The 16,187-nt window shown below is 61.0% G+C and carries 19 protein-coding genes and 1 pseudogene; 10 read left to right on the forward strand and 10 right to left on the reverse strand.

From position 1 onward, the window contains the following. A pseudogene (locus SYN65AY6A5_RS14450) lies at nt 1-216 on the forward strand (RNA-guided endonuclease TnpB family protein); the annotation flags it as partial. 122 nt (nt 217-338) lie between these two features. Here SYN65AY6A5_RS14450 and SYN65AY6A5_RS09055 read toward each other — a convergent pair. From SYN65AY6A5_RS09055 to SYN65AY6A5_RS09070, 4 genes are all read right to left on the reverse strand, one after another. Beyond that, nucleotides 339-593, reverse strand: coding sequence for a DUF2949 domain-containing protein (locus SYN65AY6A5_RS09055; RefSeq protein WP_041438079.1), 255 nt, complete (start codon nt 591-593; stop codon nt 339-341). A 152-nt stretch (nt 594-745) separates the two neighbouring features. Then, nucleotides 746-1,546, reverse strand: coding sequence for a hypothetical protein (locus tag SYN65AY6A5_RS09060; RefSeq protein WP_011429340.1), 801 nt, complete (start codon nt 1,544-1,546; stop codon nt 746-748). Nucleotides 1,547-1,667: 121 nt separating this feature from the next. Then, a complete protein-coding gene (locus tag SYN65AY6A5_RS09065) occupies nt 1,668-2,402 on the reverse strand; it encodes a low-complexity tail membrane protein (RefSeq protein WP_011429339.1) in 735 nt (244 codons plus the stop codon). Nucleotides 2,403-2,432: 30 nt separating this feature from the next. Further along, nucleotides 2,433-2,651 (reverse strand): NAD(P)H dehydrogenase subunit NdhS, encoded by a 219-nt coding sequence (locus SYN65AY6A5_RS09070; RefSeq protein ID WP_011429338.1) that lies wholly within the window; start codon nt 2,649-2,651, stop codon nt 2,433-2,435. Nucleotides 2,652-2,756: 105 nt separating this feature from the next. Between SYN65AY6A5_RS09070 and SYN65AY6A5_RS09075 the strand changes: the two genes are divergently transcribed. Further along, nucleotides 2,757-3,347, forward strand: coding sequence for an FHA domain-containing protein (locus tag SYN65AY6A5_RS09075; protein WP_011429337.1), 591 nt, complete (start codon nt 2,757-2,759; stop codon nt 3,345-3,347). A 1-nt stretch (nt 3,348) separates the two neighbouring features. On the opposite strand, the gene SYN65AY6A5_RS09080 is transcribed toward SYN65AY6A5_RS09075, so the two are convergent. Beyond that, nucleotides 3,349-4,803: a cation:proton antiporter gene (locus SYN65AY6A5_RS09080; RefSeq protein WP_240531048.1), complete on the reverse strand. Its 1,455-nt coding sequence runs from the start codon at nt 4,801-4,803 to the stop codon at nt 3,349-3,351. 336 nt (nt 4,804-5,139) lie between these two features. On the opposite strand from SYN65AY6A5_RS09080, the gene SYN65AY6A5_RS09085 reads away from it, so the two are divergent. The 3 genes from SYN65AY6A5_RS09085 to SYN65AY6A5_RS09095 all read left to right on the forward strand — a co-directional run bounded on the left by SYN65AY6A5_RS09085 (nt 5,140) and on the right by SYN65AY6A5_RS09095 (nt 7,286). Then, a complete protein-coding gene (locus SYN65AY6A5_RS09085; RefSeq protein WP_011429335.1) occupies nt 5,140-6,363 on the forward strand; it encodes a ribulose bisphosphate carboxylase small subunit in 1,224 nt (407 codons plus the stop codon). 126 nt (nt 6,364-6,489) lie between these two features. After that, nucleotides 6,490-7,005, forward strand: a complete 516-nt coding sequence (locus tag SYN65AY6A5_RS09090) for a thylakoid membrane photosystem I accumulation factor (protein ID WP_228375408.1) — start codon at nt 6,490-6,492, stop codon at nt 7,003-7,005. Further along, the gene (locus SYN65AY6A5_RS09095; RefSeq protein WP_011429333.1) at nt 7,002-7,286 is read left to right on the forward strand and encodes a hypothetical protein; all 285 of its coding nucleotides are present in this window, start codon (nt 7,002-7,004) and stop codon (nt 7,284-7,286) included. The genes SYN65AY6A5_RS09090 and SYN65AY6A5_RS09095 overlap by 4 nt, the downstream gene beginning before the upstream one ends. Before the next feature lie 282 nt (nt 7,287-7,568). On the opposite strand, the gene cbiB is transcribed toward SYN65AY6A5_RS09095, so the two are convergent. Beyond that, nucleotides 7,569-8,558 (reverse strand): adenosylcobinamide-phosphate synthase CbiB, encoded by a 990-nt coding sequence (gene cbiB, locus SYN65AY6A5_RS09100; RefSeq protein ID WP_099812485.1) that lies wholly within the window; start codon nt 8,556-8,558, stop codon nt 7,569-7,571. A 22-nt stretch (nt 8,559-8,580) separates the two neighbouring features. Then, nucleotides 8,581-9,033 (reverse strand): Rrf2 family transcriptional regulator, encoded by a 453-nt coding sequence (locus SYN65AY6A5_RS09105; protein ID WP_011429331.1) that lies wholly within the window; start codon nt 9,031-9,033, stop codon nt 8,581-8,583. 88 nt (nt 9,034-9,121) lie between these two features. On the opposite strand from SYN65AY6A5_RS09105, the gene rsmI reads away from it, so the two are divergent. Both rsmI and rppA read left to right on the forward strand, forming a co-directional pair. Beyond that, nucleotides 9,122-10,033: a 16S rRNA (cytidine(1402)-2'-O)-methyltransferase gene (gene rsmI / locus SYN65AY6A5_RS09110; protein WP_099812486.1), complete on the forward strand. Its 912-nt coding sequence runs from the start codon at nt 9,122-9,124 to the stop codon at nt 10,031-10,033. Between the two features lie 3 nt (nt 10,034-10,036). Then, nucleotides 10,037-10,777: a two-component system response regulator RppA gene (gene rppA, locus SYN65AY6A5_RS09115; RefSeq protein ID WP_011429329.1), complete on the forward strand. Its 741-nt coding sequence runs from the start codon at nt 10,037-10,039 to the stop codon at nt 10,775-10,777. A 10-nt stretch (nt 10,778-10,787) separates the two neighbouring features. Here the strand turns inward: rppA and atpD are convergent, their stop codons facing one another. Both atpD and SYN65AY6A5_RS09125 read right to left on the reverse strand, forming a co-directional pair. After that, a complete protein-coding gene (gene atpD, locus SYN65AY6A5_RS09120; protein ID WP_099884275.1) occupies nt 10,788-12,221 on the reverse strand; it encodes a F0F1 ATP synthase subunit beta in 1,434 nt (477 codons plus the stop codon). Nucleotides 12,222-12,595: 374 nt separating this feature from the next. Continuing rightward, nucleotides 12,596-12,904 (reverse strand): gas vesicle protein GvpV, encoded by a 309-nt coding sequence (locus SYN65AY6A5_RS09125; RefSeq protein WP_240527746.1) that lies wholly within the window; start codon nt 12,902-12,904, stop codon nt 12,596-12,598. A gap of 194 nt (nt 12,905-13,098) precedes the next feature. Between SYN65AY6A5_RS09125 and SYN65AY6A5_RS09130 the strand changes: the two genes are divergently transcribed. Then, nucleotides 13,099-13,593 (forward strand): pentapeptide repeat-containing protein, encoded by a 495-nt coding sequence (locus tag SYN65AY6A5_RS09130; protein WP_011429326.1) that lies wholly within the window; start codon nt 13,099-13,101, stop codon nt 13,591-13,593. Nucleotides 13,594-13,600: 7 nt separating this feature from the next. Here the strand turns inward: SYN65AY6A5_RS09130 and SYN65AY6A5_RS09135 are convergent, their stop codons facing one another. Continuing rightward, nucleotides 13,601-13,912, reverse strand: a complete 312-nt coding sequence (locus tag SYN65AY6A5_RS09135; RefSeq protein ID WP_011429325.1) for a hypothetical protein — start codon at nt 13,910-13,912, stop codon at nt 13,601-13,603. A 195-nt stretch (nt 13,913-14,107) separates the two neighbouring features. Between SYN65AY6A5_RS09135 and SYN65AY6A5_RS09140 the strand changes: the two genes are divergently transcribed. After that, entirely contained in the window at nt 14,108-14,839 is a 732-nt protein-coding gene (locus tag SYN65AY6A5_RS09140) for an aldehyde oxygenase (deformylating) (protein WP_011429323.1), read from the forward strand. A gap of 133 nt (nt 14,840-14,972) precedes the next feature. Next, on the forward strand, nt 14,973-15,998 hold the full coding sequence (locus SYN65AY6A5_RS09145; RefSeq protein ID WP_011429322.1) for a long-chain acyl-[acyl-carrier-protein] reductase: 1,026 nt from the start codon (nt 14,973-14,975) through the stop codon (nt 15,996-15,998). Nucleotides 15,999-16,187: the final 189 nt, after the last annotated feature.

Consider the following 16,187-nt stretch of genomic DNA (forward strand, 5'->3'; position numbering starts at 1 on the left):
GCAAAGGTGTTTAGATGCCCAAAGTGCAACCATAGGCTACCACGAGATTGGCAAGGCGCTCTGGGCGTTATGCTCAGGGCTTTGCGGGATACCGCCTTTCTGTTTGGACTCCGTCCGAGTAGCGCGGTCGCGTCAGCGTCGCGTAGTGACAACGGAAACGGACAGAATGCTATCGCTTCACCGCTGAGCAGTAATGCTCAGCAGTGTTCAGCGTAAATGTATCAGCCGCAGCTCACCGCTACAGGACTTTCAGGATGAGTGACGGTGGAGTCCGAAAAGGCCATACTGCAGTCTCGCTCCTCGGCCAGGAAAACAGACGGCAGCAGTCACCCTTTTTGTCAGCCGAAGGCCTTGTCTTGGAGCAGCTCCGGGTCAGCGTCGCCAGATACTCTCTCCCAAAACTGCGCCAAGTGCTGCAGGCCCACAAACCCCAACTGCCAGAGGATCAAGGCCAGGGGGCCGTGCTGCTGCCGCTGGATCTTCAGGGCCAAGGCCAGTTGTTTGGGCTTGAGGAGCTGTTGCTGCTCGGCAAAGCGGCAGAACTGCCGATCCCATTGGCTGAGGGCTTGCAAATCCGGCACAGTCAGTTCCATAGGTCTGGCTTGGGTGTAACTGGACGCTGGATCCCCTACTGTGGATCTCTTCTTTAGGGTACGCGTCTCCCTCAGCTCTCCCAAGGCGGCTCAGGGCAGAGGGCACTGAGCTTTGCCGCAGAGCTGACTTACAAGCGCTGTTGGGATAGCCCCTAGCTCCAGGGATCGTCATCGAAGGGGCTGTCCGACCAGTAGCCGCCCGACTGGGGTGGAGGAGGCTGTTGGGGTGGTGGGTAGCCGATGGGAGTAGAGGGCGGCGGCGTGGGGATGGGAGTTGGCTTTTCCATATCCTCAAGCCGCGGCAGGTCGGCGGGTTTGGGCTCAACACCGAGGCTCCTCAGCTTGGCCTGAGCTTCCTGTATCTGGGCGTTCAGCTCTTCCAAGTACGCCCGGTAGTGGTTGGCGGCTTCTAGGTATTGCTTGGCTTTGCGCTCGTTATCTTTGATGACGGCCTCTAGCTCTTTGTTGCGAACGGTGTAATCGGCCTCTTGGTTGGTGAGGTTTTCGATGGCCTGGTTGAGCACAGCCCGCCGGCGCTCCAGTTGGGCCACGATCTCCGACAGTTGCCGTTCCCGCTCGCTGAGGCTGCGCTCGCGGTTTTGCGTTTGCTCCAGTTGAAAGGCGGCCTGGCTCAGTTGTTCACGTAGGTACATCACTTGGGGTTCAGTCTCGTTGCGCTCCTGCTGCAACTCGAAGACCCGCGCTTCTAAGTTGTCTTTTTCCTGCTGCAGCACTTCCCGCTCGTTCAAAAGACGGGTGTAGAGCTGGTTGAGGAAGTCCACCTCCATCACCACCTGGCTGAGCTGGGTGGCGTATTCCCCAACCAATGCCAACTCCCGCGCGAGGTTTTGGGTTTCGCTGGTGGCTTGCTCGGTGAAAAACTGGGGAAGCTGGGTGGTTTCTCTGAGGCGTTGGGTGAACTGTTTAAAGCGGAAGGAAAAGTTGCTCGCCATTGCCGGTGCGGTAGCCTCGAAGATCAGGAGAACGCCGATGGTCAGACAACAGTCTCGATCCCATCCACTCTAGCATCGAGCTGCAGTTTCTTTGGGGTAGAAATCCGTCCCAGCAACCTGTCTAAGTGAAGTCAGGGGTCGTTTCCGGTGTGGCAGCCTCCCGTCCTTCGGATTCGGCATCTGAGCCGGCAGCTTCGGCTACTTCTACTTTACAGTCGAGTCTCTGATTTCCATCTTTTTGTGCCTGCGATGGGACTGCGGCAATCCGGCGCAGCAGCCGTTGCAACAGCGGGGTGTGGCGATCGCCAACAACGGAGAAGCGGCTCTCGATCTCCTCAGCAGGGATGGGATCCAGTTGGGCCAGCTCCGGCTCGCTGAGGAGAAGTACCCGTATTGCAGCAAGGGGGATCTGCAAGAACAGGTTGGCCCCCCAAAACCCGAAGGCGGCTATGGCCAGGCCGGCCAGACGGGTGCCGTTGCCAGGGGTGAGGGGGGCAAAGAGGGGGGCGAAGTCGTAGAGGCGCTCAAAGACTTCCAGCAGCAGGAGTGCCGCCAATAGCGTCAAGATCTTGTGTTCGGGGCTGAGGAAGGCAGCCAAAATGCGGCGTTGGTCGGGGGTGAGTTCCTCGGGAGGAACGGCGGCCACCCACAGGCTGAAGACATCGAAGGGCTTGCGCCACTGCATGGCAAAGACTGGCCCAATGCCCGCCACAGCCACTGCGGCCTGCTCTACTCCCACCGACAGGAGAGGATCCCCGGTGGCCAACCCAATGACGGTTAGCCCAATCCACAAGGGGAAGAGGAGGATCCCGGCGGCATGGATCCAAAGGAAAGGTTCCTGCCAATGGCTGCGCATGGGGAAGTTCTAGAGGAAAGCGGAGCGGAGCTAGCGGCGGGACTTGTCCACCACTTCCAATTCCGAAAGGCGGAAGGTAACCAATTTATCCCAGTTGCCCCCCTCGAAGAGGACAGCGGCATGGTCGTCGGTAACCCGCTGTACTTGTCCTTCAAAGAGGTAGTAGGTATCGTTGGGATTGATGACCCGCACGGCCACGCCAGGGTAGATGGGGGGAAGTTCCTGAAGAAGGGAGGGAGTTGCAGTCATGGCGGCTGTTTACGATTCCTCGCGGGTGGCTAAGCCCTATCCTATCATTATGAAGGAAGGCCCTTCTTCTGCCGAACCTTTCTCTGGCAAAGCCAACCCCAAACGATGCCTGCTGACCCAGCGTCTTCCCCCTCCCAGACTTGGCATGTGCTGGTGATCGATGACGAGCAGGGACGGCGGGCTGTGGCCCTCAGTGCCGCCACCTATTCCATCGGCAGGGATCCCAGCAACGCCATTGTCGTCCATTCGGCGGCGGTTTCTCGGCAGCACGCGCTGCTCTTGCGGCTGCCGCAAAAGGGCGGTGGCTACACCTACCGGCTGTTGGACGGCAATATCGAAGGCAAGCGCAGCACCAATGGCATCTCAGTAAACGGGCAGAAATGTCTGAGCTGGGATCTCAAGGATGGGGATCAGATCCAGTTGGGGGATCAGGTGCGGATGCAGTATTGCATTCGCCAGTTGTCGAACGAAGAGTTTCAGCGGTATCTCCAGTCTGTCAGCTTTCGCAGCCTAAAGGCGGAGGTGGTGGATCGGCGCTCCACAACGATGCAGCGGTTTGACCCGCCCTCGATGCGGGTGATTTTGCCCCAACAGGAGAGGGCGGAGAAGGTTGAAGACGTGGGATCCCGCCGTCGCAACCCGCTGTGGCTGCTGTTCCAGACGCTCTGGGGACGTTTGGGGAGAAAGTCGAGGTGATTCAACTCTCAGGAATGCCCACCTGCTCTGAGTCTGAGCGAGCTGATGGGGTTTCGACGCGGTCTTGCTCTGATGCTTCTGCCTGCAGATCCAGGAGAGAAGGAGGAGAGTCTACTTCCCCGATCAATACTCCCCGCAGCCAGAGGGGGGCGATAAAGGTGGTGGCGATCACCATGACGATGATGCTGACGTCGAGAGCCTCGGAGAGAACCCCGCTGGCCGCTCCCACGCCGGCAAACACCAGGCCCACCTCGCCGCGCGGGATCATGCCCACGCCGATGGCATAGCGGTTGATGCCCGGCTTGCCGAACGCCCCCAGGCCGGCGGCCAGCTTGCCCACAATCGCAACGCTAACCAAGAAGACGGCAATGATCAGCCCCTCGCGGTTGGCGGGGAGGGTGGGGTTGAGCACGGCGAGGTTGGTTTTGGCCCCGACGCAGACGAAGAAGATGGGCACCAGCAGGTCGGAAACGGGCTTGATCTGTTCTTCTAGCTCCTGGCGCTTGTCGGTTTCCCCTAGAATTAGGCCGGCGGCAAAAGCGCCCAAAATCGCCTCCAGGTGGATCACCTGCCCTACGTAGGCCAACAAGAAAGCCAAGACCAGAGCGGGCAAAAGGGGGTTGCCGCGGGCTTTCAGGTTGTTGAGGAGAGCCACAAAGGAGGGGCTGAGGAGTCGCCCCAAGACGATAGAGCCGACGAGAAAGACGACAGCGCTGACGACGATGAGGCCAACATCGGCGACGTCAACCTCTCCGGTTTTGGCCAAGCTGGCCACCACCGCCAAGATGATGATGCCCAACACGTCGTCCAGGACGGCGGCGCCGATGATCACCTGCCCTTCGAGGGAGGTGAGTTTTTGCAGCTCGGCCAAGACGCGGGCGGTGATGCCAATGCTGGTTGCCGTCAGAGCCGCCCCGGCGAAGATGGCAGGGATGACAGGCACGTGAAAGAGGTAGAGCAGGCCCAGTGTTCCCGCCGCAAAGGGCACAGCAACCCCAATAACGGCCACGGCCGCCGCCTGCGGGCCAACCCGCAACAGTTCCCCCAGATCCGACTCAAGACCAATTTCAAAGAGAAGGATAACCACCCCCATCTCCGAGAGGATGTCGATGATCTGGCTTTGGGAGGAGAACACCTGCACCAGGGATCCCTTGTCAAGACCCGCGGTGGCCTGCAGAATCTGCATCAGAGCTGAGGACTGGGCCAAGGTAGGCAACGCCTCGGCAGAAAGCGGCCCTTCGGGAAAAACCAGTAACCCCAGGCCAGAACCGCCCACCAACACCCCTCCCAGCAACTCTCCCAGCACGGGGGGAAAACTCAGGCGAACGGCCATTTCTCCGCCAACGCGGCTGGCCAAGTAGATGACCACCAAGGCCAGCAGCACCGCCACCAAGATCAAGGGAGAGAGGTTGTCTCCCCCTGGCGCCTCGACGGGAGCGGCGGCTTCGACAGCCAGCAACACAGAGCTTAGGCAATTCAACAGCAAGATCTCACCCTTAGATGGACAGCTTTTCGTCTAAGCCGGCCTGACCAGAGCGCCAGAAAAGCTTGTGTTGCCATCTCTGGGGTCGCCCTGCCGGAAGACTGTTACAAAAACTAACCTCCCGCGTAATCCCATGGCAACGCCCATGTGGGCACTCTTTCCCCTTGCCGATAGTCCAGATAATTAGCACTTATCTGGAGTATTGTCCCTGCTGCCCGCCGAGAATTGGGCCGAGGAGGGGCAGGGGCCAACTTCCCAGAACGACAATGGAGGAAATAGAAACTCTCGCAACCAAGCTAAGGCCCACCGATGAGCTACTACATCCCCCCCACCTTTCTTAAAGTTGTCGCCCTGCACCTGACCAAAAATCATCTTCCTCTGCCCGACGTGCCCGTTCCGCTCATCTTGGGCATCCACGGGCGCAAGGGGGAGGGCAAGACCTTCCAATGCAACCTCATCTTTGAGCGCATGAAGGTCTATGCCGTCCACATCTCGGGGGGCGAGCTGGAAAGTCCCGACGCCGGGGATCCCGCCCGTATGATTCGCCTGCGCTACCGTGAAGCTGCCGAGCACATCCGCAAATTTGGCCAGATGGCCGTGCTGATGATCAACGACCTGGATGCCGGCGCCGGTCGCCTGAACAGCATGACCCAGTACACCGTCAACACCCAACTGGTGAGCGCCACCCTGATGAACATCGCCGACAACCCCACCAACGTGCAGCTTCCCGGCAGCTACGATCCCAAGCCCCTGCCGCGGGTGCCCATCATCGCCACCGGCAACGACTTTTCCACCCTCTATGCCCCCCTCATCCGCGATGGGCGCATGCGCAAGTTCTACTGGGAGCCCAGCCGCACCGACCGCATCCACATCGTTCACGGCATTTTTCAAGCCGACGGGCTGTCTCTTGAGGAGATTGAGCGCCTGGTGGACGCCTTTCCCGAGCAGGCCATCGACTTTTTCGGCGCCCTGCGCGCCCAGCTCTACGACGAGCAGGTATGGCAATTTATCCAAGAAGTCGGCCTGGAAGGGATTGCCTTTCGCCTGCTCAAAAGCAAAGAGGGCGCCCCCCAGTTTCCGCCACCGCGATTTTCTCTGGAGCAGTTGATCCAGGCCGGCCACCAGCTCAAAGCCGAGCAACACCAAGTAGAAGCCCGTCGCCTCTCCGAGGAATACCTTGGCCTCCGGCGCTCCGCTCCTCAAGAGCCGCCCCCCGCTTCCCCGCCATCCCCTCCTCCTGTGGCTGCCAACTCGGCCGATCCTGCCCCAGTCTCCCTCAACCCAGACGTGCAGGCCCAGCTTCGCCAGATCCTGGCCCAAGGCTATGAGATCCTGGTGGAGCATGCGGATCCGCGCCGCTACCGCGTTCATTCCTGGCAGGAGTGTGGAGTTGCCCACCTGAGAGAATGGGCCGCTGCCTGTCAGGCTGTCGAGCAGTGCCTCAGCCGTTTTCCCAAGGACTACATCCGGCTGGTGGGCGTAGATCCGGTGAAAAAACAACGGCGGGTCGAGGCCATCATCCACCGCCCCTGAGACTGAACCGGGGCAAAATGGCACAATGAGAGAGCCTCCCCTCTGCCCGACAATCCTCCCTGGATCATGCTGTTTTGAATCATGCTGTGGCTGCGTCTTCTCCTGGTAGCTTTGTGCGTCGTGTTAATGGGCTGGTTGTCTCCGCCTGCCCATGCTCTCCTCAACGACGACCGCTACGACGGCAACATCTTTGCCCTCTATGGCTCCAACGGCGGCATGATCCCCCCTCGTGTCTCCCTGAAACAGGCCAAAGAACAAGGGATCCCGGCCCTGCTGGTGTACTACATCGACGACAGCAGCGACTGCAAAAAATACGCAGCCACCCTGGCCAACCTGCAAGTTCGCTATGGCTGGGGAGTCTATTTCATTCCTTATTCTGTCGATTCCCTCCTGCCTGGGGATGAGCGTGGCCAATACTACAGCGGCCAAGTCCCCCAGACCCTGCTTTTTGACTCCCAGGGCAACCTCGTCTACCAATCCATTGGCAACCGCCCCATCACCGAAGTGGAAAACGCCATTCGCGCCCTCTTCCAGTTGGATCCCGTCCCCCCAGGGGTGATCCAAGCCAAACCCTTCAACGAGATCCAAACCGGGTTTGCCGGATCCCGTTCCCCCGCCCCCCCAGCCGAGGCGCAGCCGTGACCGCTCCTCCCGATTCCCCCGATTCCCTTGAGGCTCTGCAAGCCAAGCTCGAGATCTTGCAAGCGCGGCTGGCCGACCTGCGCGAGCTGGAGCGCCTATCCCAGCTCTCCCCCGAACACTGGGCTGAAATCCAGGCGGAAGTCAGCCAATTGGAACAACGTCTGCAAGCCTACCTGTTGGAAGTGTTTAACCCCGTTCCTGCCACCTTTTGGCAGGTGCTGCGTTTTGGCGGCCTGGGCCTGCTCCTCGGCATTGCCCTGCAGCGCTGGGCGCTGAGCTAGCACCCGTTAAGATTAAAAGCCCTTGGATCCCGGAGCTCCTTCCCATGGGCATGCGACGCTCCAGACCGTTCAGTTTTGACTGCAAGACCTCGCCTTTTCTGCCTCTGTTCGGCTTAGGCAGCTTTAGCTGCTTCTGAATTATCCTAGTGTTGCGGGCACCAGAAACGGCTTTTAAGGCACTGGGAACGGTCGATTGGGGCTGCTGTAAACCAGCCCAGAGGTCCGCGGTCGGTTTGCCGACTGCAGGGCTACTAAAAGCTCCTGACTTTAGTCTGGAGTAGTTTACAACCCCTCTCCTAGAGGGAGAGGAGAGTTGAGAACTAGAGTTACTCCCACCATCCAACTTCCCCACACCCCCAGAACCTGCCTCAGCAGCCCCAGACTCTCCCGCACCACCTGGGGGCTCAAGGGACGAGCCGGGATCCCCACCTTGGGCTTCTCTTTGGGGATGCCGCGATAGAAATTGGTGCCTCCCAACTGGATCTGCAGCCGCCAGGCAAAGGCCGCCTCGCTCCACCCCGAATTGGGGCTGGGATCCGCCCGCCCGTCGCGGCGACAGCGCTGCCAAAATCCCCAGGGATCCCCGCTGAGCAGGGCCAGGGTCAGCACCGTCAGGCGACAGGGCAGCCAGGTCAGCCCATCCTCACAGCGGGCCGGCACCGTGCCCAGGTAGGTGAAGGGGGCATGGCGGTAGCCCACCATCGAATCAAGCGTGCTGCTGGCCTTGTAGGCCAAAGCCAAGGGCGCCCCTCCCAAAAAGGCATAGAACAAAGGGGCCGTCGCCCCGTCGGGGGTATTCTCGGCTACCGTCTCGACCACCGCTCGCAAGATCTCCGCCTCCGTCAGGTGCTCCGTATCCCGGCCCACGTAGCGGCTTAGGCGCTGGCGGGCCTGCGGCAGATCCCCCTTTTCCAAGGGATCCAACACCTCCAAGGCGGCAAAGCGCAGGCTGCGCCCCCCTAGGCAACTGGCCATCAGGATGATCTGCATCAGGATCCCTGCCCAGGGATGGAGAGCCTGGGCAACGGCGATCAGCCCCCAGCCTGCCGCGTAGGATCCCGCCAGCAGCGCCAGGGTGAGAGCTGCCCCGCCCCAGCGCTGGGCCGCCGGCGTTGGGCAGCGCCTGAGAATGCAACTCTGGCCCCAGGCGATGACCGCCCCCATCACCCGCACCGGATGGGGCCACCCCCAGGGATCTGCCAACCAGTAATCCAGACCCAAAGCCGCCGCCAGCACCAGGGGAGCGGCTGGCTGACTCGGGAAAAACAGCAAGGTCTCCCTCCCGCAGGCGCGATCAGACCACAAACCCTCCCCCCTGACTTTGGGCTGCCTGCCAACTGCGGGCGTCGAAGTAGAGATCTTCCAGAGTTGTTTCCTCCAACACCTGCTCCACCCGCTGGGCGATCCGCCGCCAGAGGGCCTCCGTTACCCAGTCCAGCCCATCCGCAGAGCCTTCCTGCTGAGCCCCTGCCCTCTCAGCCGGGAGAGGATCCAGAGATTCTCCCACCGCCGCCAAAATGGCGCTAATTGGGATCCGCCGCGGTGCCCGTGCCAGCCGGTAGCCCCCCTGCGCCCCGCGCTGCGAACAGACCAAGCCAGCCTGGCGCAGCTCGATCAACAGCTTTTCCAGATAGGGGGCCGGGATCTGCTGTCGCTCGGCAATGGCCCGCACCGAGGCCACCTGGCCAAGCATCGCCAGATCCAGCAAAGCCCGGATGCTATAGGTAGCTCGCGTGGTCAGGCGCACCTGCTTTCTCCCGCCAATCTTCCCCGATCCTGCCACAGGGATCCCTTAACCTGGAAAGCAGTACCCGCTTAGCTCTGGCCTTGTCGAGATGGAGCGCCCCACCGCCAGCCTCTACTTGGTGGCCACCCCTATCGGCAACCGCGAAGACATTACCCTGCGGGCGCTGCGAGTCCTACGGGAAGTGGACTGGGTGGCGGCAGAAGACACCCGCCACTCCGGCCAGCTTCTTAAACACTTTCAGATCTCCGCCCGCCTCATCAGCTACCACGAGCACAACGCCGCCCAGCGCATCCCGCAAATCCTCAAGTATCTGGCGGCAGGGCAGTCGGTGGCCCTAATCAGCGATGCCGGCACACCCGCCATCTCCGATCCAGGAGAGGAACTGGTGCGCGCCTGTATCCAAGCTGGGATCCCGGTGATCCCGGTGCCTGGCCCGGTAGCGGCAGTGGCCGCTTTGGCTGCTTCTGGGCTGGCCACAGGGCGGTTTGTCTTCGAGGGGTTTTTGCCGCTCAAAGCCAGCCAACGACAAGCCCGTCTGCAACAACTGGCCCAAGAAGAGCGCACCGTCGTTCTCTACGAAGCCCCCCATCGCCTGCAGCAAACCCTGCAAGATCTCCTGGCTCACTGCGGCCCCCGGCGGCAGATCGTGCTGGCCCGCGAGCTGACCAAGCTGCACGAGTCCTTCTGGCGGGGATCCCTGGCCGCCGCTCTGGAGCACTGCGCCGCCCAGCCGCCGCGGGGGGAGTTCACCCTTGTTCTAGAGGGGCGGCCTGCCTCCGAAAAGGGCGAAGAAACCTCCCCCTCGGAAGCGGAAGTTCGCCAGGAGCTGGCCCGCCTGCTGGCCGAGGGCCTTCCCCGCTCCGCTGCCAGCCGCCAACTGGCCCGGCGCTTCCAGGGATCCCCCCTGTGGACGCGGCGCCGCCTTTACGATCTCTGCTTACAACTGGAGCCCCCTCCCTCCCTGGCCCCTCCGGCAAGCGACGACGAGACAGAATCCTAGAGCATGGCGCGCATCTTGTTGGTGGACGACGAAGTGGAGCTGGCCGATTCCCTGGCCCAGCACCTGCGGCGAGAGGGCCACAGCGTGGACGTGGCCTACGAGGGAAACAGCGCCTGGGAGCTGCTGCAGAAGCCCCCAGCCCCACCCTACGACTTGCTGGTACTGGACTGGATGTTGCCGGGCCTGTCCGGCCTCTCCCTCTGCCAACAGGTGCGACAGGTAGATCGCGCCACCCCCATCCTCTTCCTGACCGCCAAAGATACTCTCGACGACCGGGTGGAAGGGCTGGACGCCGGCGCCGACGACTACCTGGTCAAGCCTTTCGAGCTGCGGGAGCTGCTGGCGCGGGTGCGAGCCCTCTTGCGGCGGGCTGCCGGCCCCGGCGAAGGGATCCCTCGCCTGCAAATTGGAGACCTAGAGCTGGATCGGGAGAACCAAGTGGCCTACCGCCAAGGACGGATGATCCACCTCTCCCAAAAAGAGTTCCGCCTGCTGGAGTACTTCATGGCCCACCCCGGCCAGTTGCTCACCCACGAGCAGATCTACGAGCGGGTGTGGGCCGGCGAGGATCCCCCCAGCAGCAACGTCCTGGCTGCTCAGGTGCGCCTGCTGCGGCGCCGCCTCCGTCTGCCCGGCTCCCCCGAGTTGATCCACGCCGTCTATGGCAAAGGCTACCGCTTCGGGCCTGTGGCCGAGGATCCTCAGCAGCCGCCAACCCCCCTCTCCCCCTGGGAGAGGGGCTGAGGGTGAGGGATTACTTGGACTTGAGCTTCTCCGCCTTCTCGATGGCCTCCTCGATGGTGCCCACCAGATAGAAAGCCTGCTCCGGCAGATGATCCAGTTCTCCGGAGAGAATGCGCTGGAAGCCTTTGATGGTGTCCTCCAACTTCACGTACTTGCCAGGCGAGCCAGTGAAGACCTCGGCCACAAAGAACGGCTGCGACAGGAAGCGCTCGATGCGGCGGGCGCGGGCCACCACCAGCTTGTCTTCTTCAGAGAGCTCGTCCAGGCCCAAAATGGCGATGATGTCCTGCAGCTCCTTGTAGCGCTGCAGCGTCTGCTTCACGGCCCGGGCGGTGTTGTAGTGCTCCTCGCCCACAATGTCTGCCTGCAAGATGGTGGACGAAGAATCCAGGGGATCCACCGCCGGGTAGATGCCCTTGGCCGCCAGGCTGCGCGACAGCACCACCGTCGAATCCAGGTGGGCAAACGTCGTCGCCGGCGCCGGGTCCGTCAGGTCGTCGGCGGGCACGTACACCGCTTGCACCGACGTGATGGATCCCTGCTTGGTGGAGGTGATCCGCTCCTGCAGGTTGCCCATTTCCGTGGCCAAGGTGGGCTGGTAGCCTACCGCCGAGGGCATGCGGCCCAACAGCGCCGACACTTCCGAGCCAGCTTGCACAAAGCGAAAGATGTTATCGATAAACAGCAGCACATCCTGCTTGTTGACGTCGCGGAAGTACTCCGCCATCGTCAAGGCGGTCAGGCCCACCCGCATACGAGCGCCCGGCGGCTCGTTCATCTGGCCGTACACCAGCGCTACTTTGTCCAGCACCCCCGATTCTTTCATCTCGTTGTAGAGGTCGTTCCCCTCGCGGGTGCGCTCTCCCACGCCGGCAAACACCGATAGGCCGGAGTGCTCCTCGGCAATGTTGTGGATCAGCTCCTGGATGAGCACCGTCTTGCCGACGCCGGCGCCGCCAAACAGGCCCACCTTGCCACCTCTCTTGAAGGGGGCCAGCAGGTCGATCACCTTAATGCCGGTTTCAAAGGGCTCCGGTTTGACGGTCAGCTCCACAAAGGGCGGCGCGCTGCGGTGGATGGGGGCAAACTCCTTGGCTTGCACCGGCTCTCCTTGATCCACTGGCTCCCCCAGCACGTTGAAAATGCGACCCAGGGTAGCCTCGCCCACCGGCACGGTAATCGGGGCACCTGTATCCACCACTGGCATGCCCCGCACCAAGCCATCGGTAGAAGACATGGCCACGGCCCGCACGCGGTTATCCCCCAAAAGCTGCTGCACCTCAAAGGTGACTTTGACCTTCAATCCGCTTTCGGTCGTCGCCTCCACCTTGAGAGCGTTGTAGATTTCAGGCAGCTTGCCGCTGGGAAACTCGGCGTCGATCACAGGTCCAATGACCTGAGTGATGTAGCCAACGTTGGTCGCAGTAGCGGTGGCAGTAACCATGGTCGAGGCTCAGCTCCTTGTGTACTCAGTTGCAGTTATGGACTCAGCGATGCCGGATGGGAGTTTCAGAATGGGCCATGAGAAGATCTCGGACTGGGCGGCTGGATCCCGGTAGCAAAAGCCAACAGGTCTACCCCTGGACTTCGGTCTCGCGGCTCGGTTCTCTTCTGCCCAAGGGTACCGCTTCAAGGCCAATACAAAACCCTAGCTAATGTCTTAGGGGTTAGACTACTGGGTTTTTGAAGCGGTTGACTACCCATGCCGCCATACAAAAGGTACCACAAGGCCGTCCCAAAGGACAGAACGGGGCTCTAAACCCAGTTTTTTGCTCCTTTGGCAATGGCTTTGGCTTCCCCACTCGGCAGGGAACTGGCTCAGTACTCAAAGGTCATCGGCGGGAAACGGGAGGAGGAGAAGCGGCCAGTGCCCGGTTCTCGAGCAGCGGCGGGATCCCGAAAGCTCTCTGCCTCCTGCTGAAAACGCTGTAGCGCTTGTTCGATTTCCCGGAGCCTTGCTTGAATTTGCCCTTGCCGTTCCTGAATGAACTCCAATTCCTGGTTGAGCCGCTGCTTTTCCACAGTGAGCTGCTGCATCTCGGCATAGAGAGCCGATTCGGTTTTGCGGCGAGGGATCGAGCGTAACTTTGGGCGGGGCCGGGAGCGGGGCACGCGGGGCAAGCTCATAACAGAACAAATGGGATCCAGAGAAAAGGGCGTTGCGCCCATCCTAGCGCGCTCTCGCAGGCAAGAGGGCTGATGGCCTTGGCAGATGTTCGGATCTGGAGGCATGGCTGATAGGCGCCGCCTGGAGGATGTGCGCCCTTGGCGGCAACCCTGTTCCTCGGTAGGATCCGACTTGTCTAGGATGGGGAAAAGCAATGGTCGAAACCGCAGCGGAACTGTTGCAGCGCTATGGCAGCGGCGAGCGGGACTTCAGCAACAGCCAATTGGCCGAAGCTGACCTGGCCGGTGCCGACTTGGCCGGGATCGACCTGGGCGGAGCAACCCTCCAGCAGGCCAAACTGGCCGCTGCCAACCTGGAGCGGGCCTACTTGAGCGGCGCCGACCTCAGCCAAGCCGATCTGCAGGGATCCAACCTGCGCCTGGCCAATCTAGAAAAGGCCAAATTGCAGGGATCTCGATTGCAAGGGGCCAACCTGCGCGGCGCCAACCTGACCGCAGCCGACCTGAGTGGTGCCGATCTCAGCCAGGCAGACCTGGCGGGGGCCAACCTCAGCGGCGCCAACCTGAAAGGGGCCAACCTCAGCGGCTGTAAACTCAAGCTTGCCAACCTGCGGGGAGCCTGTTACGACACGGCCACTCACCTAGAAGCAGATGTCGTTCCCGCCGAGTTGGGCATGGTTTCCGCCTAGCCTGCGGCTAGTTGTCCTGAGGCTCCAGATCCAAGATCTCCTGGATCTCGGCATCGGTATAGCCCACCGCCCGCAGCTTCTCTGCCACCGCCTCGATCTCCTGCGCCGACAGATCGTGCTGGCGTACCCGATCCCAGAGATTGGCCACAATCTGCAGCAGCAAACGGCTGCTTTCCGCCTCGAACAGCTCAAAAGCCGTCGCCATCTCGATTGCCTGCAACACCTCCTCGGCGCTGCCAATCGGCTGATCGAGGGATTGTTCCTCCAGATCCACCAGCAACTGGCGCAGCTGATTCAGGCCCTCCCCAAGAGCAGACATACCCCCGGCTCCTCAACGGCACCTGAGCACTCACCCTAACAGGCTTGCCTCCCTGGGCAAAAGGGATCCGATGAATTCCGCACCACCTGAGGCTATTCTGAGTAGAGGAACAATTTAGTGGCAAGCGCCAGGATTGTTGAAGGGCCGGCGAAGCGGTTCACAACAATCTACAACTACAAAAGGAGATGCACGAGTATGGCCCCAGCGAACGTCCTGCCCAACACCCCCCCGTCCCCCACTGATGGGGGCGGCACTGCCCTAGACTACAGCAGCCCAAGGTATCGGCAGGCCTACTCCCGCATCAACGGTATTGTTATCGAAGGCGAACAAGAAGCCCACGACAACTACCTCAAGCTGGCCGAAATGCTGCCGGAAGCTGCAGAGGAGCTGCGCAAGCTGGCCAAGATGGAATTGCGCCACATGAAAGGCTTCCAGGCCTGCGGCAAAAACCTGCAGGTGGAACCCGATGTGGAGTTTGCCCGCGCCTTTTTCGCGCCCTTGCGGGACAATTTCCAAAGCGCCGCAGCGGCAGGGGATCTGGTCTCCTGTTTTGTCATTCAGTCTTTGATCATCGAGTGCTTTGCCATTGCCGCCTACAACATCTACATCCCGGTTGCCGATGACTTTGCCCGCAAGATCACCGAGGGGGTAGTTAAGGACGAGTATCTGCACCTCAATTTTGGGGAGCGCTGGCTGGGCGAGCACTTTGCCGAGGTTAAAGCCCAGATCGAAGCAGCCAACGCCCAAAATCTGCCTCTAGTTCGGCAGATGCTGCAGCAGGTAGAGGCGGATGTGGAAGCCATTTACATGGATCGCGAGGCCATTGTAGAAGACTTCATGATCGCCTACGGCGAGGCCCTGGCCAGCATCGGCTTCAACACCCGCGAGGTAATGCGCCTCTCGGCCCAGGGTCTGCGGGCCGCCTGACGCAACTCAACTCTGCCTGCCGATTGGTTTTCCGGCCTGGCTGGAACGCTCCCTACCCTCTCTGGGTGCGGACATGTTTTGATGGGATCCGGATGGAGCTCATAAAGTTAAGTATCGAAGTGAGTGAGCATCTATGTTCGGCCTGATCGGGCACCTGACCAGCCTGGCCCACGCAAAACGGGTGGCAGATAAGCTGGGGTATTCCGAATATGCGGAGAGCGACCTGGAATTTTGGTGCATGGCTCCGCCTCAGGTGGTGGACGAGATCGTGGTGACCAGCATCACGGGCCAAAAAATCTATGGCCAGTACGTCGAATCCTGTTTCCTGCCGGAAATGCTGGCGGGGGGACGGGTGAAGGCGGCCTGTCGCAAGATTTTGAATGCGATGGCCTTGGCGCAGCGGCGCGGCTTGAACATCACCACCCTGGGAGGATTTAGCAGCATTATTTTCGAGAATTTTCGCCTCGACACCCTCAGGCGGGTGCGCAACATCGACCTGGAAATTCGGCGTTTTACCACCGGCAACACCCACACGGCCTATATCATCTGTCAGCAATTGCAGGCGGCGGCCCAGCGCTACGCCATGGATTTGGCAGCTGCCACAGTTGCCGTGGTGGGGGCCACCGGCGATATCGGTAGTGCCATCTGCCAGTGGTTGGTAGCCCACACTTCCCCGGCCAAATTGCTGTTGATAGCCCGCGAGCGGCGACGCCTGGAAGAGCTGCAGGCCAAACTTAAAAAAGGGGAGGTCTGTTCCTTGGAAGAGGCCTTGCCCCGCGCCGATTTCATCGTCTGGGTGGCCAGCATGAGCCAAGGAGTGACCCTCGATCCTCAGGTGCTTCCGGATCCCTGCGTGATCATCGACGGTGGCTACCCGAAAAACATCGCCTCCAAGTTGCAGCGCAAGGGGCTGTACGTGATCGACGGCGGCATGGTGGAACACTCTCTCGATATCGAGTGGAATATTATGCAATTTTTGAATGTGGCCAACCCGGCCCGCCAGCTCTTCGCCTGCTTTGCCGAGGCGATGCTCCTGGAGTTCGAGGGCCTGTACACCAATTTTAGTTGGGGCCGCAACTTGATCACCCTAGAAAAGCTGGATTTAATCGGGCAACTGTCCCGCAAGCACGGCTTCCGTCCCCTTATGCCCGAAGCCTAGGTTTAGCTGGGCTGACCCCCTGAAAAGCGGTAACTGAGAGGAGGGGCAATCTGAGACAAGGAGATCCCCGCCCTAGCGGGGGTAGGGATCTGGAATCGAGATACTCACGTCCAACTTTCCGGCCACAGGGCACCCAAAGAGTTTCCCCCACACCCAGAGATCTCAATCAGTTGAAAAGAACCCCAGAAA

The organism is Synechococcus sp. 65AY6A5 (assembly GCF_002760415.1).
Taxonomy (GTDB): domain Bacteria; phylum Cyanobacteriota; class Cyanobacteriia; order Thermostichales; family Thermostichaceae; genus Thermostichus.